This window comes from Streptomyces sp. NPDC003077 (assembly GCF_040611095.1).
Lineage (GTDB): Bacteria > Actinomycetota > Actinomycetes > Streptomycetales > Streptomycetaceae > Streptomyces.
In genome coordinates this window covers 55,972-76,531 of sequence record NZ_JBEXNM010000020.1, presented here as the reverse complement: position 1 = coordinate 76,531, position 20,560 = coordinate 55,972, and the positions used below count along the sequence as shown (strand labels likewise).

The 20,560-nt window shown below is 74.8% G+C and carries 17 protein-coding genes and 2 riboswitches; of the genes, 11 read left to right on the top strand and 6 right to left on the bottom strand.

The features are described from left to right. Nucleotides 1–646: 646 nt before the first annotated feature. Nucleotides 647–1,687, bottom strand: coding sequence for a LacI family DNA-binding transcriptional regulator (locus tag ABZX96_RS16330; RefSeq protein WP_355544359.1), 1,041 nt, complete (start codon nt 1,685–1,687; stop codon nt 647–649). Between the two features lie 266 nt (nt 1,688–1,953). Between ABZX96_RS16330 and ABZX96_RS16325 the strand changes: the two genes are divergently transcribed. Further along, a complete protein-coding gene (locus ABZX96_RS16325; protein ID WP_355544356.1) occupies nt 1,954–2,910 on the top strand; it encodes an ROK family protein in 957 nt (318 codons plus the stop codon). A 315-nt stretch (nt 2,911–3,225) separates the two neighbouring features. Here the strand turns inward: ABZX96_RS16325 and ABZX96_RS16320 are convergent, their stop codons facing one another. Further along, nucleotides 3,226–5,307 carry an NPCBM/NEW2 domain-containing protein gene (locus ABZX96_RS16320; protein ID WP_355544353.1) on the bottom strand — a complete coding sequence of 694 codons (2,082 nt, stop codon included), beginning with the start codon at nt 5,305–5,307 and terminating at the stop codon, nt 3,226–3,228. Nucleotides 5,308–5,852: 545 nt separating this feature from the next. Here ABZX96_RS16320 and ABZX96_RS16315 point away from each other — a divergent pair. Together ABZX96_RS16315 and ABZX96_RS16310 are read left to right on the top strand one after the other, a co-directional pair. Continuing rightward, the gene (locus ABZX96_RS16315; protein ID WP_355544350.1) at nt 5,853–6,146 is read left to right on the top strand and encodes a hypothetical protein; all 294 of its coding nucleotides are present in this window, start codon (nt 5,853–5,855) and stop codon (nt 6,144–6,146) included. 73 nt (nt 6,147–6,219) lie between these two features. After that, on the top strand, nt 6,220–7,254 hold the full coding sequence (locus ABZX96_RS16310) for an NUDIX domain-containing protein (RefSeq protein WP_355544347.1): 1,035 nt from the start codon (nt 6,220–6,222) through the stop codon (nt 7,252–7,254). 299 nt (nt 7,255–7,553) lie between these two features. Here the strand turns inward: ABZX96_RS16310 and ABZX96_RS16305 are convergent, their stop codons facing one another. Beyond that, nucleotides 7,554–8,915, bottom strand: coding sequence for a dipeptidase (locus ABZX96_RS16305; RefSeq protein WP_355544345.1), 1,362 nt, complete (start codon nt 8,913–8,915; stop codon nt 7,554–7,556). Nucleotides 8,916–9,094: 179 nt separating this feature from the next. Here ABZX96_RS16305 and ABZX96_RS16300 point away from each other — a divergent pair, with 179 nt between their 5' ends. Beyond that, a complete protein-coding gene (locus tag ABZX96_RS16300; protein WP_355544342.1) occupies nt 9,095–10,300 on the top strand; it encodes a geranylgeranyl reductase family protein in 1,206 nt (401 codons plus the stop codon). 175 nt (nt 10,301–10,475) lie between these two features. Here the strand turns inward: ABZX96_RS16300 and ABZX96_RS16295 are convergent, their stop codons facing one another. From ABZX96_RS16295 to ABZX96_RS16285, 3 genes are read right to left on the bottom strand one after another with little or no spacing between them, the layout of a single operon-like run. Then, entirely contained in the window at nt 10,476–10,727 is a 252-nt protein-coding gene (locus ABZX96_RS16295) for a DUF6332 family protein (protein ID WP_355544339.1), read from the bottom strand. Nucleotides 10,728–10,776: 49 nt separating this feature from the next. Beyond that, nucleotides 10,777–11,538 carry a CbtA family protein gene (locus ABZX96_RS16290; RefSeq protein ID WP_355544337.1) on the bottom strand — a complete coding sequence of 254 codons (762 nt, stop codon included), beginning with the start codon at nt 11,536–11,538 and terminating at the stop codon, nt 10,777–10,779. Between the two features lie 19 nt (nt 11,539–11,557). Further along, a complete protein-coding gene (locus ABZX96_RS16285) occupies nt 11,558–11,779 on the bottom strand; it encodes a CbtB-domain containing protein (protein WP_355544334.1) in 222 nt (73 codons plus the stop codon). A 105-nt stretch (nt 11,780–11,884) separates the two neighbouring features. Next, nucleotides 11,885–11,967: riboswitch (cobalamin riboswitch) on the bottom strand. Between the two features lie 99 nt (nt 11,968–12,066). Between ABZX96_RS16285 and ABZX96_RS16280 the strand changes: the two genes are divergently transcribed. The 7 genes from ABZX96_RS16280 to ABZX96_RS16250 all read left to right on the top strand — a co-directional run bounded on the left by ABZX96_RS16280 (nt 12,067) and on the right by ABZX96_RS16250 (nt 20,541). Next, nucleotides 12,067–12,621 carry a histidine phosphatase family protein gene (locus tag ABZX96_RS16280; protein WP_355544331.1) on the top strand — a complete coding sequence of 185 codons (555 nt, stop codon included), beginning with the start codon at nt 12,067–12,069 and terminating at the stop codon, nt 12,619–12,621. A 155-nt stretch (nt 12,622–12,776) separates the two neighbouring features. Then, nucleotides 12,777–12,930: riboswitch (cobalamin riboswitch) on the top strand. A 152-nt stretch (nt 12,931–13,082) separates the two neighbouring features. After that, nucleotides 13,083–14,366 (top strand): hypothetical protein, encoded by a 1,284-nt coding sequence (locus tag ABZX96_RS16275; RefSeq protein ID WP_355544328.1) that lies wholly within the window; start codon nt 13,083–13,085, stop codon nt 14,364–14,366. Beyond that, complete coding sequence (locus tag ABZX96_RS16270; RefSeq protein ID WP_355544325.1) at nt 14,363–15,475, top strand: CbiQ family ECF transporter T component; 1,113 nt, start codon at nt 14,363–14,365, stop codon at nt 15,473–15,475. Before ABZX96_RS16275 ends, ABZX96_RS16270 begins: the two co-directional genes overlap by 4 nt. After that, complete coding sequence (locus ABZX96_RS16265) at nt 15,472–17,259, top strand: ATP-binding cassette domain-containing protein (protein ID WP_355544322.1); 1,788 nt, start codon at nt 15,472–15,474, stop codon at nt 17,257–17,259. The genes ABZX96_RS16270 and ABZX96_RS16265 overlap by 4 nt, the downstream gene beginning before the upstream one ends. Before the next feature lie 191 nt (nt 17,260–17,450). Further along, nucleotides 17,451–18,419, top strand: a complete 969-nt coding sequence (locus ABZX96_RS16260; RefSeq protein WP_355544319.1) for an ECF transporter S component — start codon at nt 17,451–17,453, stop codon at nt 18,417–18,419. Further along, nucleotides 18,328–19,920, top strand: a complete 1,593-nt coding sequence (locus ABZX96_RS16255) for a prenyltransferase/squalene oxidase repeat-containing protein (RefSeq protein WP_355544316.1) — start codon at nt 18,328–18,330, stop codon at nt 19,918–19,920. The genes ABZX96_RS16260 and ABZX96_RS16255 overlap by 92 nt, the downstream gene beginning before the upstream one ends. 129 nt (nt 19,921–20,049) lie before the next feature. Next, nucleotides 20,050–20,541 (top strand): DUF4430 domain-containing protein, encoded by a 492-nt coding sequence (locus ABZX96_RS16250; RefSeq protein WP_355544313.1) that lies wholly within the window; start codon nt 20,050–20,052, stop codon nt 20,539–20,541. Nucleotides 20,542–20,560 lie beyond the last annotated feature (19 nt).

The window sequence follows — 20,560 nt, the reverse complement described above, 5'->3', positions numbered from 1 at the left end:
GGGTGTGGGTTCCGACGACACCTGCGGTAGCGCAACTGCGGCTCGTTGCGACTGCCGTTACTGCGTCCTCAAGCGCCGGACGGGCTGGGGGTGGCGGCTTGGCCTGAAGGGTGTGGGTTCCGACGACACCTGCGGTAGCGCAACTGCGGCTCGTTGCGACTGCCGTTACTGCGTCCTCAAGCGCCGGACGGGCTGGGGGTGGCGGACGGGCTGGAAGTGGTGGGGCCCGGCCCCGAAAGTGTGGGCCCCGTGCGTCCGGGCGCCCTCGCAGGCACCCGCCCCCACCGGCGATCAGCCGCCAAACCGACGGAAGGGGACGTCCCGGGGTGCCCCCGCAGCGGACTGGGGCGCGGCGGCCCCGTCACGAGATCTCGTCGGGTAAGCGCAACTGCCGCGAGGAGGTACCCCGGGGCGGCCCCGACCCCGTACGAAACAAAAGGCGCACGACCACCGGCCCGCACTCGCCACAGGCTCCGACCCTGTACGAAACAAGAGGCGCACGACCACCGGCCCACCACCCGCCACAGGCCCCGACCCCGTAAGAAACAAAGGGCGCAAGACCCACCGGCCCACCACCCGCCACAGGCACCGCCCCCGTACGAAACAAAGGGCGTCCCCCGAGCCGCTCGACCCGCGAGGGGCCCCGTCAGTACCCCGGCGCCGGCAGCTCCCCCGACCCGCGCGGGATCAGGAGCGTCGGCAGGACGACCTCGCGCGGCGGCGAATCAAGTCCGTCCAGGCGGCGGAAGAGCAGTTCCGCGGCTGTCCGGCCCAGGCGCGCGGCGTCCTGGGCGACGACGGTGATCGCGGGTGAGACGAGGTCGGCGAGTTCGAAGTCGTCGAAGCCCACCAGGGCGACGGGGCGCGGCCGTTCGGCCAGCACCCGGACCGCCGTGACCGTGACCCGGTTGTTGCCCGCGAACAGCGCCGAGACCGGACGCGGCCCCTCCAGCATCGCCGTGGCCGCGAACCGCACCCGGTCGGGCGCGGTGGAGCCCAGCGACACCCAGGACTCCTCGACCGGCAGACCGGCGGCGGCCATCGCCGCCCGGTAGCCGCGCAGCCGTTCGGTGGCGGTGTGGATGCGGGGCTGGTCGCCGATGAAGCCGATGCGCTGGTGGCCGTGGGCGATCAGGTGGGCCACCGCGTCCCGGGCGCCGCCGAAGCTGTCGGACAGCACCACGTCGGCGTCGATCCGCCCGGCCGGGCGGTCCACGAAGACGGTGGCGACCCCGGCCGCGATCTCGGGCTCCAGGTAGCGGTGGTCGTCGCCGGCCGGGATGACGACCAGGCCGTCCACCCGCCGGGCGCACAGGGCCAGGACGAGTTCCTGTTCGCGGGCCGGGTCCTCGGCGCTGGAACCGTTGATCAGCAGCGCGCCGTGCTTGCGGGCGACCTCCTCCACGGCGCGGCTGAGCGGCCCGTAGAACGGGTCGGCGAGGTCCTCCAGGACCAATCCGATGCTGGCCGTGCGGCCCTTGCGCAGGATGCGGGCCGAGTCGTTGCGGCGGAAGCCGAGGGCGGTGATGGCTTCCTGGACGCGCCGTTCGGTGTCAGGGGTGACACCTGCCTCGCCGTTGACGACCCGTGAGACGGTCTTGAGGCCGACGCCGGCACGCGCCGCGACGTCCTTCATCGTGGGCCGGGTGCCGTAGCGGCGGGACGTTCCCCGGACGGTGTCGGTCACGGTGCGCGGTCCTGTTCTGGTCGGACGGACGGGGGAGGGGCACGGGGAGGCGGACGGCGAGGGGGTCCGGGGCGGGGCCGAGGGCGTGCGGGTCCGTGCGGGTGGCCGTCCGTGCGCGTACGAAGATGGGTACAGATGTTCTCACGGAGGTACGGGGACGTGCCGTCGAGCATAGCCTCTGGACAACGTTGTCAACTGCCGTGAGACTGACCCTCCCGGGCCGCCCGGGCCCGGCCCAGCCGCCCCACCAGGAGAGACGACACCCGATGCAGACGGACCTCAGCGCAGCGCTGGACATCGGCGGCACGAAGATCGCCGGCGCCCTGGTGGACCGCCACGGCCGGTTGCTCGTCCGGACCGTCCGCCCGACCCCCGCCGATCAGGACGGCGCGACCGTGCTGCGCGCGGTGGCCGAGGTGCTGCGCGACCTGACCGCGCACCCGGACTGGGCGCGGGTGGCCGCGGTCGGCATCGGCAGCGCGGGTCCGGTGGACGCGAGCGCCGGCACCGTCAGCCCGGTGAACATCCCCGGGTGGCGCGACTTCCCGCTCGTCGCCGAGGTGCGGCTCCTGGTCGGCGACCGGCCGGTCGTCCTGGTCGGCGACGGGGTGGCCATGGCGGCGGCCGAGCACTGGCAGGGCGCGGCGCGCGGCCGGGCCAACGCGCTGTGCATGGTGGTCTCCACGGGCGTCGGCGGCGGACTGATCCTCAACGGGCGACTGCACCCGGGACCCACCGGCAACGCCGGCCACATCGGCCACGTCAGCGTGGACCTGGACGGAGACCCGTGCCCGTGCGGCGGCCGGGGCTGCGTCGAGGGCATCGCCAGCGGGCCCAACATCGTCCGGCGCGCCCTGGCGGACGGCTGGCGGCCCGGCCCCGGCGCGGACGCCGGTGCCGCCGCGGTGGCCGCCGCGGCGCGCGCCCACGACCCCGTGGCGGTCCGGGCGTTCGAACGGGCCGCCCAGGCGCTGGCGGCCGGGATCGCCGCCACCGCCTCGCTCGTGGAGATCGAGGTGGCGGTCGTCGGCGGGGGAGTGGCGGGCGCGGGCGAGGTGCTGTTCGCGCCGCTGCGGCAGGCGCTGCGGCGGTACGCGACGCTGTCGTTCGTCCGGGAACTGGCCGTCGTCCCGGCGCTGACGGGGACCGACGCCGGCCTGGTGGGCGCCGCCGCGGCAGCCGCCCAGCGGTCGCGGCTCGACGCCTTCGCGCCGATGGGGTGAGGAAGGCGGCGGCGATGCCGATCCTCCCGGGGCGGGCCCTCGTCACCGGGGGCAACTCCGATCCCCCCGGTACCGGCCCTCGCCAAACGCCTGAGTCTTGAGCAGCACCGGCCCCCTCGGAGGCGAGCCCCCCAGGAACGCGCCTCTTCAGAAGCGGGCCTCCGGCAGACGCCGACCCGGCCGCAGGCCCTCAAGCACCGGCTCCCTCGCAGGCGCGCCCCTCCAGGGATGCGCCCTTCAGGGACGCGGGCACTGACCGCCCCTCCAGGAGCGGGCCCCCGCCGTCCCGCGGCGCGGGCCCCGCCCCCGGTGTCGTCAGCACTCGAACCGCGCGTCCCCCCAGTCGGAGTGGTCGAACGCGTAGTTGTCCTCGCCCATGGTGGTCACCAGCCGGACCTCCCGGGCGTCCTCGATGTCGGCCGTGAGGGAGGCGGGTCCGTCGGCGCCGGTCAGCCGCGGGCTCTGGGCGACCTGGCGGCCGTCCGCCCACACCTCGAAGGCGACGGAGCCCTGGGTGCCCGTCTCGTCGTCCACCCCGACCTGGGCCCGGAAGACCGAGCACTGTTCGCCGGTGTAGAAGCGCACCTCGCTCGTCGCGTGGGTGCCGAGGCCCTTGGCGTACCGGACGCCGCCGATGGAGAGCGGTACGCCGTCACCGGCCTTGGCGCCCCCGACGCTGGCGTCCCGCTCGACCGGGCCGAGGTAGTTGTCGGTGTACACGAACGGCAGGTCGCTCGCGTACGGCGTCCCGTCCGGCGGCGGTACCACGATGGGGCTCGGGACGGGCAGGGTCTGGGTGATCGGTTCACCGTCCGGTGCGCGGTAGGTCGTGGTCAGCGTCAGTTCGTACGAGCCGGGTGCGGCGTCCTCGGGCGGCGTTATTCGCCATGAGGTACGCAGCGTCCGGCCGCCCGGCAGGACGCGGGCCGTGGCCGGTGAGCGGGCCTCGACCCGCCACCCTTCGGGTGCGTCGAACCGGGTCCGCACGTCCTGGGCAGGGGTGCGGCCGAGGTTGCCCACGGTGGTCTTCACGTCGTGGGAGTCGCCTTCCTCCACCAGCACCGCGCGGTCCGTGCCGGCCTCGATCGCGGGCGGGAACGCCGCCCACCGCTTGGAGGGGGAGACGCGGAAGACGACCGTGCCGTGGGCGGGGACGGTGGCGGAGATGGTGCCCGCGGAGTGGAAGTCGCGGTGCTTCCACACGTCGCGCAGCCGGTAGCCGCCGGCCTTGGGGAGCCCCACGTCCTTCGCCGTCGTGGTGATCCGCTGCGGGTGGTCGGCCTCGTTGAACAGGGCCACCGCCCGGTCCCCGTTGGCCAGCCGCTTGACCACCGTCCACCGGCTGCCGCCGGATTTCACGACGGTGCCCTGCTTGCCCAGCGGGTCCTGGTCCAGCGCGATGACCTCGCGGTTGCCGAGGATCTCGTACGTCTGGGGGGTGGCCTTGCGCAGGTCGGTGCCGATGAGCAGGGGCGCGGCCATCATCGCCCACAGGGAGAAGTGGGTGCGGTACTCCGTGTCCGTCATGCCGCCGTTGCCGACCTCCAGCATGTCGGGGTCGTTCCAGCGGCCCGGCCCGGCGTACTTCGCCAGCTTCAGGTTCTTCTTCAGGATCGGCAGCAGCGCCTGCCACTTGTCCTTGATGTCCCACGTGGTGCGCCACAGGTGGCCGAGGTCGCCGGCCCACTCCCAGGGCTTGTTCTCGCCCCACTCGCAGATGCTGTAGACGATGGGCCGTCCCGTCGCCCGCAAGGCGTCGCGCATGGTGGTGTAGCGCTTCTTCGCGTCCACGCCCTCGTTGTTGCAGTTGTCGTATTTGAGGTAGTCCACACCCCACTCGGCGAACTGGCGCGCGTCGGAGAACTCATGGCCCAGAGCGCCGGGCAGGCCCGTCGAGTCGCAGGTCCTCGTCCCCGCACTCGTGTAGATGCCGAACTTCAGCCCTTTGGAGTGGACGTAGTCGGCCACCGCCTTGATCCCGTTGGGGAACCGCTGGGGGTGGGGGACGAGTTTGCCGTTCGCGTCCCGCTTCGGCGAGGCCCAGCAGTCGTCCAGATTCACGTACTCGTAGCCGGCGGCCTTGAGGCCCTTGTCCACCATGATGTCGGCGATGCTCTTGATCATCGCCTCGTTGAACTCGGCACGGCAGTGCGTGCTGTTCCAGTTGTTGAACCCCATGGGGGGCGTCAGGGCCAGGCCGTCGGGCACGCGCGGTACTCCAGGGATTGCGGGGGCTCGGCCGGTGGCCGTCGCGGCCCGGTCGGCGGCGGGGGCGTCCGCCGACCGGGCCGCGGCTGGAAGGGCCGTCACTCCTGTCGAACAGAGCAGCGTGACGGACAGCGCCGCGAGGATTCTTCGGCGGTTCCCAGAGGTGCCGCGGGAAGGATGCGCGCGCATGAAGCAAGTCCTCCGTCCTCACAAAAGGTGCAGTGGAGTCACGTTCGGTCACTTGCGGTCATTGACGGTAGGGCGGGTGCGGGCCTGCCGGAAGAGGGCCGGTCGCGGTTGGCGGGGCGCGTGACGACGCCCTTGACGGCACGGGCCGTGCGGGGTGCGGTCCCGCCCCTCGCGTTCGGTTCTGTCGGGTTCCCTCCCGGAAGAGGCGGGGAACGTGGGCGAATCGAGGGGGAACGGACCGGGCGCGGGAGGGAACGGAGGGGCACCGGACCACCCGCCGGACGCCACCGCGGGGCGCCGCGACCGGCCCTGACGCGCCGTCAGCGCCGTACCTCCTCACCGTCTGCGGCAGCGGAACCGGACATTATCACCACGAGATCCAATAAGTCGGACGCCGTGCCGGGAAGGGCCGCTCACGAGTCGGCGCACGGACCCTTGCCGGAGCGGGCGGCCGGGGTGACGCTCCGGCTACATCCCCACGGGTTCACCCCGGGTCCCCGGGGCCGCCCCGGGCCCCCGGTCCCCGCGGTCAGGGAGGAGTCGACATGACGAACGCGCAGATGTGGGCGCTGATCGTGGGCTTCGCGTCACCGCTGCTGATCTCCGTCGTCAATCAGCCGCAGTGGTCCGGGGCGGTGCGGACCGCGATCCAGGTGGTGGTGTCCGTTCTGGTGGGGCTGGGGAGCGCCTACTTCGCCGGGGACTTCGCCGGGAAGGACGTGGTGACCAGCATCCTCGTCGCGGCGGTCGCCGCCATCAGCGCGTACAAGGGCGTGTTCAAACCTAGTGGCATCGCGCCGAAGGTGGAGAAGGCCACGTCCCCGGCCCCCCGCGCCTGAGCCCCGGGCCCCGGGCGTTTCCGTGGCAGGGTGTTGCGGGCAACTCACTGGGGTCTAGGGACGAGGGGGAAATGTGATCGTCTGGCTGAACGGCGCGTTCGGTGCGGGCAAGAGCACGGCGGCCCGGCAGTTGCTGGACCTGCTTCCCGGCAGCACGCTCTACGACCCCGCACTGCTCGGCCACGGGCTGCGCTACATGCTGCCCGCCCGGCGGCTGGAGGAGGTCGAGGACTACCAGGAACTGCCGTCGTGGCGCCGGCTCGTCGTGGACGCGGCGGTGGCCCTGCTGACCGAGGTGCCCGGACCGCTGGTCGCGCCGATGACGCTGCTGCGGCAGGAGTACCGCGACGAGATCTTCGGCGGCCTGGCCGCGCGCCGTGTCCCCGTACGGCACGTCGTACTGCACGCGGAGGAAACGATCCTTCGCGAACGCATCACCAGACGGGGCCGGAGGGTGGGCGACCCGGCCGACGGAGCCGCGACCCGCGACCGCTGCCTGGCCCGGCTGGGCCCGTACGCGGACGCGCTGACGTGGCTGGGCCGGGACGCGCACGTCATCGACACCACCCGGCTCACCCCCCGGGAGACGGCCGAGCGGATCGCCGAGGCCGTCCGCTCCGGCGCCGCGACCTGCGACATCGTGCAGACTCCGGAACCCACCTCCGAGACGCTCGCCTCCGGAGTGCTGCTGTTCGACGAGGACGACCGGGTCCTGCTGGTGGACCCCACCTACAAACCGGGGTGGGAGTTCCCCGGCGGCATCGTGGAGCCGGGCGAGCCACCGGCCCGGGCCGGGCTCCGCGAGGTCGCCGAGGAACTCGGCATACGGCTGCGCCGCGTCCCCCGATTGCTGGTGCTGGACTGGGAACCACCCAAGCCGCCGGGTTTCGGCGGCCTGCGACTGCTCTACGACGGCGGACGGCTGCCCCGCGAACAGATACGGGACCTGCTCCTGCCCGGCCCCGAACTGCGCGGCTGGCGCTTCGTCACCGAGGACGAGGCCGCCGGCATGCTGCCCCCGGTCCGCTGGAACCGGCTCCGCTGGGCCCTGCGCGCCAGGAAGGCGGGGCGGCCGGTGAACCTGGAGGCGGGGGTGCCGGTGGGGTGAGGTGACACCGCCGCCTCACCCGGCCGGGACGTTCCGGTCTCCCGCTCGGCCCGGCCGGAACGTCCCGGCCGGGCTCCGAACGTGGCGCGATCCGCCCGAATGCGGCGCGATCCGTCCGCGGAAGGCGAGCCCGCCCGCGGAGCGGGAACGCGGAAAGCGAACCTTCCCGAAGAAGGCGAGCCCGCCCGCGAACCGCGAACCCGCCCGCAGAGCGGGAACGCGGAAAGCGAACCCTCCCGAAGAAGGCGAACCTCCCGCGGAAAGCGAGCCCGCCCGCGAACCGCGAGCCCGCCCCCGCCTCAGCTCTTCCCGGCCGCGTACAGCCGCAGGAACAGCGCCTCGGCGAGGGACAGCCGCTCCAGTTCCTCCGGGGACACGCTCTCGTTCACCGCGTGGATCTGCGCCTCCGGCTCGCTCAGGCCGATGAGCAGGATCTCCGCCTCCGGGTAGAGCCCGGCCAGGGTGTTGCACAGCGGGATGGAGCCGCCCATGCCGGCGATCTGCATCTCCTGGCCGTCGTAGGCCTCGCGCAGCGCGGAGGCCATCGCCGCGTAGGCCGGGCTGCCGGTGTCCGCGCGGAACGGCTGGCCCTCGCCGGTCTGCTCGACGGTCACCCGCGCGTCCCACGGGACGTGCTTGCGCAGGTGGGCCTCCAGCAGCCGGGTCGCCTCGGCGGCGTCGGTGCCCGGCGGCACGCGCAGGCTCAGCAGCGCCCGGGCGCTCGCGTGCACGGACGGGGTGGCGCCGACGACCGGCGGGCAGTCGATGCCCAGGACCGTGATGGCGGGGCGGGCCCACAGGCGGTCGGCGATGGTGCCGTTGCCGATCAGGCCGACGCCCTCCAGGACCTTGGCGTCCTTGCGGAAGTCCTCCTCCGGGTACTGCAGGCCCTCCCACCGCGCGTCCGCGGCCAGGCCCTCGACGGTGGTCGAGCCGTCCTCGGCGCGCAGCGAGTCCAGGACGCGGATCAGCGCCGCCAGCGCGTCCGGGGCCGCGCCGCCGAACTGGCCGGAGTGCAGGTTGCCCTCCAGCGTGTCGATCTGGACGCGGACCAGCGTCATGCCGCGCAGCGTCGCCGTCACCGTCGGCAGGCCGACGCGGAAGTTGCCGGCGTCGCCGATGAGGATCGCGTCCGCGGTCAGCAGCTCCGGGTGCTCCTCGGCGTACCGCTCCAGGCCGCCGGTGCCCTGCTCCTCCGAGCCCTCCACGATCACCTTGACGTTGACCGGCACGCCGCCGTTGTCCTTGAGCGCGCGCAGCGCCGTCAGGTGCATGATCACGCCGCCCTTGCAGTCGGCGGCGCCGCGGCCGTACCACCGGCCGTCCCGCTCGGTCAGCTCGAACGGCGGGGTGACCCACGCGGCCTCGTTCAGCGGCGGCTGCACGTCGTAGTGCGCGTACAGCAGCACCGTCGGCGCGCCGGCCGGGCCGGGCAGGAAGCCGTACACGGACTGGGTGCCGTCCGGGGTGTCCAGCAGCGCCACGTCCTGGAAGCCCTCGGCCTCCAGCGCCCGGGCGACCCAGCCGGCCGCCGCCTCGCACTCGCTCTTGGGGAACTGCGCCGGGTCGGCGACCGACTTGAAGGCCACCAGTTCGGCCAGCTCGGTCCTGGCCCGGGACTGCAGTGAGGCGACGGAGTGCGCGAGCGGGCTGTCGGGCATGAAACGCTCCTTGTGGGCGCGGCGTGGGGTACGACGGGACGACCGGCGCGGGGCGCCGGAGGATCCGTACGTACGGACGGTCGTGCTCCCGATGTTCCCACAGGCCGTCCGCCGCGCGGCGCGCCGTAGGATGCGGGCCGTACGCGCAGCACGGCATTCGGACGGGAGCACAAGCACAGGTGAGCAGCGACAGCGCAGCCGAGCGCGATCAGCAGGTGTGGGATGTCGTGGTGGTGGGCGCGGGCCCCGCGGGCGCCTCGGCCGCGCACGCCGCGGCCGGCACGGGCCGCCGGGTGCTGATCCTGGAGAAGGCCGAACTCCCCCGGTACAAGACCTGCGGCGGCGGCATCATCGGCCCCTCCCGCGACAGCCTCCCGCCCGGCTTCCAGCTTCCGCTGCGCGACCGGGTGAACGCCGTGACGTTCTCCCTGAACGGCCGGATGACGCGCACCCGGCGCGCCAAGAAGACGCTCTTCGGGCTCGTGGACCGCGCCGAGTTCGACGCCGCGCTGGTCGAGGCGGCGCAGAAGGCCGGCGCCGAACTGCGCACCGGCGTCACCGTCTCCAAGGTCGAGCAGCACGGCCCGGCGGTCCCCGACCGGCGCACGGTCGCGGTGGTGCTCGGCGACGGCGAGGTCGTGCTCGCCCGCGCCGTGGTCGGCGCGGACGGCAGCGCGGGCCGGATAGGGGCGCACGTCGGCGTCCGGACCGAGCAGGTCGACCTGGGCCTGGAGGCCGAGATCCCGGTCCCGCCGTCCGTCGCCGAGGACTGGGCCGGGCGGGTGCTCATCGACTGGGGGCCGCTCCCCGGCAGCTACGGCTGGGTCTTCCCCAAGGGCGACAGCCTCACCGTCGGCGTGATCTCCACCCGCGGCGAGGGCGCCGCCACCAAGCGCTACCTGGACGACTTCATCGGGCGCCTCGGCCTGGCGGGCTTCGAACCGAGCATCTCCTCCGGCCACCTGACGCGCTGCCGCACCGACGACTCGCCCCTGTCCCGCGGCCGGGTCCTGGTCTGCGGCGACGCCGCGGGCCTGCTGGAGCCGTGGACCCGCGAGGGCATCTCCTTCGCGCTGCGGTCCGGGCGGCTGGCGGGCGAGTGGGCGGTGCGCGTCGGCGAGGCGCGGGACGCGGTGGACGCCCGGCGCCAGGCCCTGAACTACGCGTTCGCGATCAAGGCCGGGCTGGGCGTCGAGATGGGCGTCGGCCGCCGGCTGCTGGCCGTCTTCTCCCAGCGCCCCGGCCTCTTCCACACCGCGCTCACCGGCTTCCCGCCGGCCTGGCACGCCTTCGCCCGGATCGTCCGGGGCACGACGACGCTGGGCGAGATCGTGCGGACGCACCCGGTGGCCCGGCGAGCGCTGGGGGCGTTGGACCGGGGGTGAGGGCTGCCGGGGCCCCTCGTCGGCGGGCGGCGGTTCGGCCTCGGCCGCGTTCGCGAGGTCGCGTTCGCGGGGCCGCGGCTCCGGGGCGGCGTTCACCTGCAGGGGCACGGCCCGGGGGCGGCGCGTGCCGCGTGCGTCGGCGGGACCGGGCCTCGGTCCCGCCGACGCACCCGGCTCACCGTCCTTCGCGCAGCCGCCGGGCGTGACGGGTCAGCACCAGCACCACCCGCCACACGAAGACGACCGCCGCCGCCGTGCCGCCGAGCACGAGCAGCCCGCGGGACCAGGCCCCGTCCACCACGCCCATCAGGAGCGGGAGCACGCACAGGAGGAAGGCGGCGACCGCCGCCAGTCCGCCCGTCATCAGGGCGAAGGCGATCTCGACGGTCGTCGCGTCCCGTTCGTGCTGCGATCGGGTGGGGGACATGGGGCCTGCCTTCCGGTAGTTGCCTCTGACGCCGGTCCCCGGGCCGTCCTCAGCCTCCCGTCGGCACGATGGGACGGACGTTCCGGGGCAGCCCCGCCGTACGGGAGCGCACCGCGCGTTCGGCGAGGTAGCCGAAGAACACGCCGAACGCCGCCCACAGCAGGGCCTGAATGCCGATCGAGGCGAGCCGGAACCGCCACACCACGACCGCCGGGAAGTCCCTCGGGATCTCGTTGACGGCCGGGAGGAACGCCAGCGCCGCCCCGATCACCACACAGAAGGAGACGACCGCGACGACGGTGGCGTTCCAGTTGCCCAGCCGCGGCGCCAGACGGCGGCCCAGGAGCGTCGCCGCCAGGGCGAGCAGCACGGTGAGGGCGACCAGGAGGAAGTACAGGGCGGTCCGCCTGCCGAGGGTGTCGGGGGCGCCGACGGCGGGCGGGTTGGCCGGGTACTTCAGGGACGGGACGAGGCAGACGGCGGCGAAGGCGGCGGCGGCCAGCAGGGCGGCGGTGGCACGCGGGCCGAAGCGCCCGATCCGCCCGAGGGCGAAGCAGAACGCCAGGGCGCCGATGCCGCCCACCGCCGTGCCGAAGACCAGGACGGCGGTGAGCAGCCCCCCGGTCGACTGCGCGGCGCGGCTGACCAGTTCCTCGCCGCCGTGCCCGTGGGCGTGCGCCTCCTCGAAGGCGATCGCGGCGTTCACCTGGGGTTCGCCGATCCAGTACGCCGGCCCGAAGGCGAGCAGACCCGCCGCCAGGCCGGCGAGCATTCCGCGCACCAGCAAGGCGCGCACCAGGGCGGAGTTCATGGCGTCTCGGTCCTCGCCGTCAGTGGCAGGGGAAACCGAGCAGGTGCCGGCCGTCGTGCACCCACTCGTGCACGCCCCGGCCGGAGATGAGCGAGACGACGCCCTGCTCGGCGCCGACGAAGTAGAGCAGGACGAGCATCAGCAGGCCGAAGAAGACGGCCCAGGGCAGGACCGTGCGGATCGGCAGCGCGGCCACGGCGGGCCGGGTGACAGGGGCTGGGGTCACGGTGGAATGAGCCACGGCGGTACCTCCTCGGGAACACGCGTCCCGCGTCATGGAGCACGCCCCGCCTGTTTGTCGTCGGCGGTCGCATCAGGTGCTCGATTGATGACGACGGCAGCGTGGGTCTGACTCACCAGCGGCCCCAGGCGACGGGGTGCCGCGTGGCACACAGTGGCGCGACCGTGCCGGAATCGCACCGGACTTCCGAACGCACCGTCGTCCTGACGGCTCGAAGGTACCCGCATGCCAGGGCGAGCGGAACGCGTCGCGCCGCGCCGTCCGCGCCCGGGTCTACCCTCGCGCCCATGACGATCCGGCTGACCCTGCTCGCCCCGCCGCTCGGCACCCCCGCGCACACCGTGCGGATCGGCGACGACCGGCCGCTGGACGAGCGGGACCGGCGGGCGGTGCGCGCGATCGCCGACGGCCTCCCACCGGCCGACCGGCGCCTCAGCGGCCCCGCCGTCCGCTGCCGGCAGACCGCCGCGGTCCTCGGCCCGGACCCCGTGGCCGAACCGGCCTTGCGCGGCCCGGACCTGGGACGCTGGCACGGCCGCACCCTCGACGCCCTCGCCGCCGAGGACCCCGCCGCCCTCGCCGCGTGGACCACCGACCCCGACGCGGCGCCGCACGGCGGGGAGTCCGTGAGCGCGCTGTGCCGCCGCGTCGGGGCCTGGCTGGCAGGGCTGCCGGAGGACACCGGCCGCGTTCTGGCGGTGGCCGATCCCGCCGTGGCGCGGGCCGCCGTCGTCCATGTCCTGTCCGCGCCGGCGGGGGCGTTCTGGCGGATCGACGTGCTTCCGCTGAGCACGGTGCGGCTCACGGGGCGGGGCGGGCGGTGGAACGTGCGGATGGGGTGAGGGCGGGGCGGGGGCGGCCGTGCGTCAGGTCGTCTTCGGGCGGTCGGCGGTGTCCGGGCTCACAGCTACGGCAGTGGTGAAGTCCCGTGCCCCGGGCGTACGATGCGCTGTGCTCCGGCCGAGGCGGGAGTGAACGACGTGACGCGTGGGAACGGCCGCTTCCGTAAGACCGTGGCCCGCACCCGCACCACCCCACAACTGAATGCGTACGCGACTGGGGAAAGCCGGTGGGAATCCGGCGCTGACCTGCAACCGTGAGCCGCCTTCGGGCGGCGAGCCGGAACGCCCACCGCGCTACGTGCACTGCTTCTCACTGTCATGGTCTGCAGCGTGGAGCCCTGAGCCCCGTACCGGCTCGTCGGCCCCTGCCGCCTCCGTCTCCGGAACGCGCGTCAGGGGTTCGTCACGCGGTACGGGCCCACGGGCCCCGGTGCCGGCCCGGAAACGAAGGGCACCCTCGCATGGCTGGTGCGTTACGCGCCGTGGCCGCCGCGGCAATGGGACCGCTGCTGGCGCTGGCGGCGTCGGTGGGCTGGGGCCTGGTCGCCGCGGGGGACGCCGCCGCGGTGGACACCGGACGCGGCCGGGCCGGGTTCTGTCCCGACGGGCGCGGGGTGACCGTCGTCGTCGACTTCCGGGAACTGGGCGGGCGGACGATCGTGCGGTGCGCCGTCGGCCGTCAGGCCACCGGGCTCGCGGCGCTCAAGGCGGCCGGCATCCGGGTCGCCGGTACCAACCGGTGGGGCGAGGCGTTCGTCTGCCGCCTGGAAGGCAAGCCGGGCCCGCGGCAGGAACCCTGTGTGGACACCCCTCCGGCCAAGGCCTACTGGTCGTACTGGCACGCCCCCAACGGCGGCCGGTGGACCTACAGCCAGTACGGCGCGACCTACCGCACCCCGCCCCAAGGCAGCTTCGAGGGCTGGTCGTTCTCCTTCGGCCGGGACGAGGGCGAGGCCCCGGCGCCGCGCGTGGCGCCCAAGCGCCCGGTGGCCGCACCGGCTCCGGGCCCGGCTCCGGCCCCGCGGCCGACTTCCGGTGAGGATGCCGACTCCGGCCGAGGTGGAGTGGGTTCGGGCGGGGGAGCCGTCCCGCCCGTTCCGTCGGACGGGAGGACGACGCCGAGCGCCGGGAGCGGGGCTGCCCCCGGGCCGACGGGTGACGCGGGCGGTGCGGGCGACGCGCGTCCGGGCGACCGCGACAGGCGGCCCGGTTCCGCCCCGGAGGAAAAGCCGACCGACGGTAACGACGACGGCGCCCGGAAGACGAACGGGATGAACGGGACGAACGGGACGGGCGAGCGCGGGGACGGCCGAGGGAACGACCGCGGGAAGGAGCCCGCGACCACCGCGTCCCCCGAGGCGTCCGCCGCCGCGCCCCGCCCGGTCGTCACGCCCACCGAGGCGGCGGACTGGACCGGCGGCGAGGGGCCGGGACTGGCGTCCGCCGAGGGGCAGGGCGGCATACCGGTCGGCACGGCCGTCGGCGGCGCCGCGGCTGCCGCGCTCGCCCTCGCCGCGGCGGGCACCGCCCGGCGCCGTCGCCGGGTCGCCGGGACGGCCGGGCCCGCCACACCCCTGAAACGTGCCGTACCGCCCGCGCCCTCCGGTGACGGAGACCGGCCAGGCTCCACCGGCCGCTCCGGCACTCCCGCCCCATCCGGCCATGGGAGCCCCACCAACCCCACCGGCGCCCCCACCCCGTCCGACCCCGCCGACGGCCCCACCCCCACGGACCCCGCACCATGACCCGTCCCCTGCCGAAGCCGCTCCCGCGAGCCGTCCACCCCGGCGCCTGGTGGCTGTGGGCGCTGGGCATGGCGGTGGCGGCCGGGCGCACCGCCAACCCCGTCCTGCTGGTGCTGATCCTCGCCGTGGCCGGCTACGTGGTGGCCCAACGGCGCGGTGACGCGCCCTGGGCGCTGGCCTTCCGGATGTACCTGATGCTGGGCGGCTTCATCGTCGTCATGCGGATCGTGTTCCGGATCGTCTTCGGCGGTGGCCAGGGCGACACCGTGCTCTTCACGCTGCCGGAGATCCCGCTGCCCGCGTGGGCCGCCGGAATCCGGCTGTTCGGGCCGGTCGCGGCCGAGCAGGTGCTCGGCGGCCTGTACGACGGGCTGCGGCTGGCCACCATGGTCGTCTGCGTGGGCGCGGCGAACGCGCTGGCCAACCCCAAGCGGATGCTCAAGGCGCTGCCCGGCGCCCTGTACGAGATCGGCACCTCGGTCGTGGTCACCCTCACCGTGGCGCCGCAGCTCGTGGAGAGCGTCCAGCGGGTCCGCCGGGCCCGGCTGCTGCGCGGCGGCGCCGGGCGGCGGGGGAGAGGTGCCCTGCGGGGCGTCGTCGTCCCCGTCCTGGAGGACGCGATGAACCGCTCGCTGGCGCTGGCCGCCGCGATGGCCGCGCACGGTTACGGCCGGACGGGGCGGACCGCGCCGCGCACCCGGCTGCTGACCGGCACCCTCGTCATCGTCGGACTGCTCGGCGTCTGCGGCGGCCTGTACGGGGCCATGGGCGCGGACACCCCGCCGTACCTCGGCACGCCGCTGCTGGTCGCCGGGCTGGCCGTGGCGGCCTGCGGGTTCGTGCTCGGCGGGCGCCGGGTGCGGCGCAGCACCTACCGGCCGGACCGGTGGCGGGGCGCCGAATGGCTGGTGGCCGCGTCCGGCGCCGGTGCCGCGGCCTTGATGTACGCGGTCTCCCGCACCGACGCCGCGTCCCTGTACCCGTCGCTGTCCCCGCTGACCTGGCCCCGACCGGCCCTCCCGGCCGTGCTCGCCGCCCTCCTCGGGGTGCTGCCGGCCTGGCTGGCCCCCGCCCCGCCCCGGACCGTGCCGCAGGAGGCCGCCGCATGATCGAGTTCCAGCAGGTGACCTTCACCTACGCGGGCGCCGGGCGCCCCACCTTGCGCGACGTGGACCTGTCCGTCGGCGAGGGCGAACTGTGCCTGGTCACCGGGCGTACGGGAACGGGCAAGTCGACGCTGCTCGGCGCCGTCAACGGCCTGGTGCCGCACTTCACCGGCGGCCATCTCCAAGGGCGCGTCACGGTGGACGGGATCAGCACGGCCGACGCGCCGCCCCAGGAGTTCGCCCACCTGGTCGGGGTGGTCGGGCAGGACCCGCTGGCCGGGTTCGTCACCGACACGGTCGAGGAGGAACTGGCCTACGGCATGGAGCAGTTGGCCATCGCCCCCGACGTGATGCGCAAGCGGGTCGAGGAGACCCTCGACCTGCTGGGCATCGCCGGACTGCGGCACCGCGCGCTGCGCACGCTCTCCGGCGGCCAGCAGCAGCGGGTGGCGATCGGCTCCGTCCTCACCGCCCACCCGCGCGTCCTGGTGCTGGACGAGCCGACCTCCGCGCTGGACCCGACCGCGGCGGAGGACGTGCTGGCCGCCATCACCCGGCTCGTCCACGACCTCGGCACGACGGTGCTGGTCGCCGAGCACCGCATGGAACGGGTGCTCCAGTACGCCGACCGGCTCGTCCACCTGACCGGCGACGGGCGGGTGCGCGAGGGCGACCCGGCCGAGCTGATGCGCGACGCGGACGTCGCCCCGCCGGTCGTCCGCCTGGGCCGGCTGGCGGGCTGGGACCCGCTGCCGCTGTCCGTGCGCGACGCCCGGCGCAGGGCGGCCGGGTTGCGTGCGCGGCTGGCGGGCCGGGTGCCGGTGCCGACGGGGGACGGGGACGGGGGAGAGTCCGGCAGCCTCCGAGACTCCGGGCTTCCCGCCTGTGGAGGGAGCACGTCCCCCGAGGCGTTCCGCGCCCCGGCCGCAGGGCGGAGTACACCCCCCGAGGCGTCCCGCGCCCCTGCCGCAGGGCGGAGCGCACCCCCCAAGGCATCCCGCGCCTTCGCGCGTCCGGTCGGCGCTCCCGCCCTCACCGCGCACCGCCTCGTCGTCGCGTACGGGGAGACCATCGCCGTCCGCGAGGTGAGCCTCGCCCTCCGGGCGGGGGAGGTCACCGCCCTCATGGGCCGCAACGGCTCCGGCAAGTCGTCCCTGCTGTGGGCGCTCCAGGGCTCCGGGCCCCGGCACGCGGGCAGTGTGGAGACCGCGGGGCGGGACCCGGGCCGGGCGCCCGCGCGGACCGCCCGCACCCTGGTCGGCCTGGTGCCGCAGACCGCCGGCGACCTGCTCTACCTGCCCACCGTGGACGCCGAATGCGCCCAGGCCGACACCGAGTCGGGCGCCCGCGCCGGTGCCTGCCGGGGCCTCCTGGACGGGCTGGCCGCGGGGATTCCCGGCGACCGGCACCCGCGGGACCTGTCCGAAGGGCAGCGGCTGGCCCTGGTGCTGGCCGTGCAACTGACCGCCGCGCCCGGCGTCGTCCTGCTGGACGAGCCGACCCGCGGGCTGGACTACCACGCCAAGGAGGCGTTCGCCCGTCTGGTGCGGCGGCTGGCCGACGAGGGCCGGTCGGTGGTGGTCGCCACGCACGATGTGGAGTTCACCGCCCGCGCAGCCGACCGGGTCGTGGTGATGGCCGAGGGCGAGATCGTCGCCGACGGGCCGACGCCCGAGGTCGTCGTCTCCTCCCCGGCGTTCGCGCCGCAGGTGGCCAAGGTGCTCAGCCCGCAGGAATGGCTCACCGTCGAGCAGGTGCGCGCGGCGCTGGAAGCGGAGGCGGCGTGACGGCGGACGACCCCCGGGAGCGGAGGGCCGCCGGGGCCCGGAAGGCCTGCGGGCTCCGGACGTCCTTCGGGCTCCGGTCCGTGCAGGCATCCGGCGTCCGGCCCTTTCGGAAGGCCCTCAGTAGCCGCTCCCGGACGGCCTTCGGCTCCCGGAAGGTCTTCGGGCCCCGGAAGGTCTTCGGGCCCCGATCCGTGAAGAGCCGGGAAGTCCGCTCCGCGCAGGCCCCCGGTCCCCTCTTACGCGTCCCCGCGCTCCCGATCAGCGCGCGCACCGCCGTCGTCCTCGCCCTGGCCAGCGCGGCCGGGCTGGTCATGTTCTTCTGGCCGCTGTTCGCCGCGCCGCGGCCCGCCGCGACCGCGCACACCGCCGACGCCCCGCTGATCTTCCTGCTGACCATGCCCGTTCTGCTGGCCGTCGTCCTGGCGGAGATGTCCTCCGGCGGCATCGACGCCAAGGCGCTGGCCATGCTCGGCGTCCTCTCGGCCGTCAACGCGGGCCTGCGCCCGCTGGGCGCGGGGACCGCCGGGATCGAGACGGTCTTCTTCCTGCTGGTGCTGGCGGGGCGGGTGTTCGGGCCGGGGTTCGGCTTCGTCCTCGGCGCCACCTCGCTGTTCGCCTCGGCCCTGCTCACCGCGGGCGTCGGCCCCTGGCTGCCGTTCCAGATGGTGGCCTCGGGCTGGATCGGGCTGGGTGCCGGGCTGCTGCCCCGGCGCGTCACGGGCAAGGCGGAGATCGCGCTGCTCGCCGCGTACGGAGTGGCCGTGGCCTACCTCTTCGGCTTCCTGATGAACATGTGGTTCTGGCCGTTCACCGCCGGCTCCGACACCCAGCTCTCCTTCGTCGCGGGTGCGCCGGTGACGGAGAACCTGCACCGTTTCGCCGTCTTCACCCTCGTCACCTCGACCTTCGGCTGGGACACCGGACGGGCGGTCACCAACCTGATCGCCGTCCTCACCCTGGGCCCCGCCGTGCTGGCCGTGCTGCGCCGGGCCGCGCGCCGCGCCGCGTTCGGCGCCCCGGTCACCTTCACCCCCGCCTCCCCTCCCCGTACGGACAAGGAGTTCCCCGATGCCCCTGTCGAACCGGCTGAGAGCACCGGCCGCCGTCATCGCGGCGACGCTGACGACCGCCCTGCTGCTGCCGGGCACCGCACACGCTGACCCGGCCACGCCGAAGGCCGCCGAGCCCGCGAAGCCCGCCGAGGCAGCCGCGTCCCGCGCGTACCCCTCGCCCGCGAACGCCGCCGCCACGTGGATGGCGTCCCAACTGACCGGCGGCACCCACGTCAAGGGCGACGCCGGGCTGACCGCCGACGTCGTCATGGGCCTGGCCGCCACCGGGACGGGCGGTGTCACCGCCAAGAGGGCCACCGACTGGCTGGAGACGCAGGCCGCCGCCTACATCAACGGGGGCAGGCCCGGGGACGTGTTCGCGGGCGGCACCGCCAAGCTCGCCCTGGTGGCGGCCATCGAGCACCGCGACCCGCACCGCTTCGGCGGCCAGGACCTGATCAAGACGCTGCTCGGACGACTCCAGGACAACGGGCAGTTCCGGGACCTCTCGACGGTGAACGACCGGACCTCGCAGTTCAACCAGTCGCTGGCGGTGCTCGCCCTTCAGCGCACCGGCGACCTGCCGCCGAAGGCCGTCGACTTCCTCGCCGGCTCGCGCTGCGCGGACGGCGGCTACCCGCTGGTCGCCAAGTCCGACCCGGCCCGCTGCAAGTCCCACACCGACACCACCGGCCTCGTCGTCCAGGCGCTGCTCGCCGCCGGCCGTCCGGGCGCGGCCGGACCGGCGCTGAACTGGTTGCGGCGGCAGCAGTTGCCCAACGGCGGCTTCCGGGACGTCAGCTTCGGCACGCCCCCGCCCAACTCCAACTCCACGGCCCTGGCCGTCCAGGCGCTGGCCGCGGGCGGCCGGATCGAGGCCGCCGCCAAGGGCGTCGCCTGGCTCAGGAGTGTCCAGGTGGGCTGCGGGGCCACGGCCGACCGGGGCGCGGTCGGTTACGACAAGCCCAAGGCCGACGGGATGGCGCTGCGCGCCACGGCACAGGTCGTCCCCGCACTGGCCGGCGTACCGCTCGGCCAGGTCGACGGCGCGCACGCCGCCCCGGAACTGGAGCCGATCTCCTGCGCGCCGGGGCCGGACGGCGGCACGCCGGGCGGTTCCGACGGCTCCGGTGACGGCTCCTCGGAGGGCACACCGGGCGGTTCCGGCGGCGACGGCTCCTCGGAAGGCACGACGGGGGCCGACAACGGCACCAACGGAAACAACGGCACCAACGGAAACAACGGAAACGGCACGGACGACGGGAACGGCGACGGCGCCGACGACGGCACCCAGGACGGCGGCACGACGGACGGCGGCTCCGGGGACACCGGAGACGGCACCACCGGCGGAGGCGCACCCACGGACCCGACGCCCCCGAACGGCGGCGCATCGGCAGGCGGCAGCGCCGGGACGGTGGACGGCGGCACGTCCGGCGACGCGACCGGGGGCCCGGGCACCACAGGTGGCGGGTCCACGGCCACGGGCAGCGCCCGCCTCGCCGCCACCGGGTCGGCCGCGCTGCCGATGACGGCCGGTTCCGCCGCGCTGCTCGTGGCCGGCGGGAGCGCCCTCGTCCTGGCCCGCCGGATGCGCCGCGCCCGCGCGTGAACCGGGCGGAGGCCGCCCTTCCCCCCCGGGGATCTTCGGCCGGATCGTCCCTTCCCCCTCTTCCGACCCCTCAGACAAGATCGATCGGCCTGTTCACCGGACTCACCCCGACCAGAAAGGCACCCCACCATGCGCAGCACCCCGGCCCGTAGAGCCGTCCTCGTCAGCGCCGTCCTCGGCCTGGCCGTCACCGCGGTCCCGGCCGCGAACGCCGCCCCGGCGGTCCCGGCCGCCGCCAACGCGCCGATCAACGTGACCCTCACCGTGAAGGGACCCGACAGCACCCTCTTCAACGGCACCGTCCGCACCACCGGCCACGACGTCACCACGGCTTCCGGCGGCACCCACAAGTGCGACGGCACCAACAACGGCGCCAACCCGACCCCGGGCGCCACGCCCACCGCCGCCCTCGACGACGCGGCCAAGAACAAGGGCTTCACCTGGGACGGCACCTGGTACCCGTCCTTCGAGGACTACTTCGTGTCCACCATCGCGGGCAAGAACGGCGGCTCCACCGCCTACTGGAACATCTCCGTCAACGGCACCTCCACCCCGGTCGGCGGCTGCCAGTTCCGCATCAAGGCCGGCGACAAGGTGGCCTTCACCTGGACCGAGCTCTGATCGGGTCCGTACGGGACCT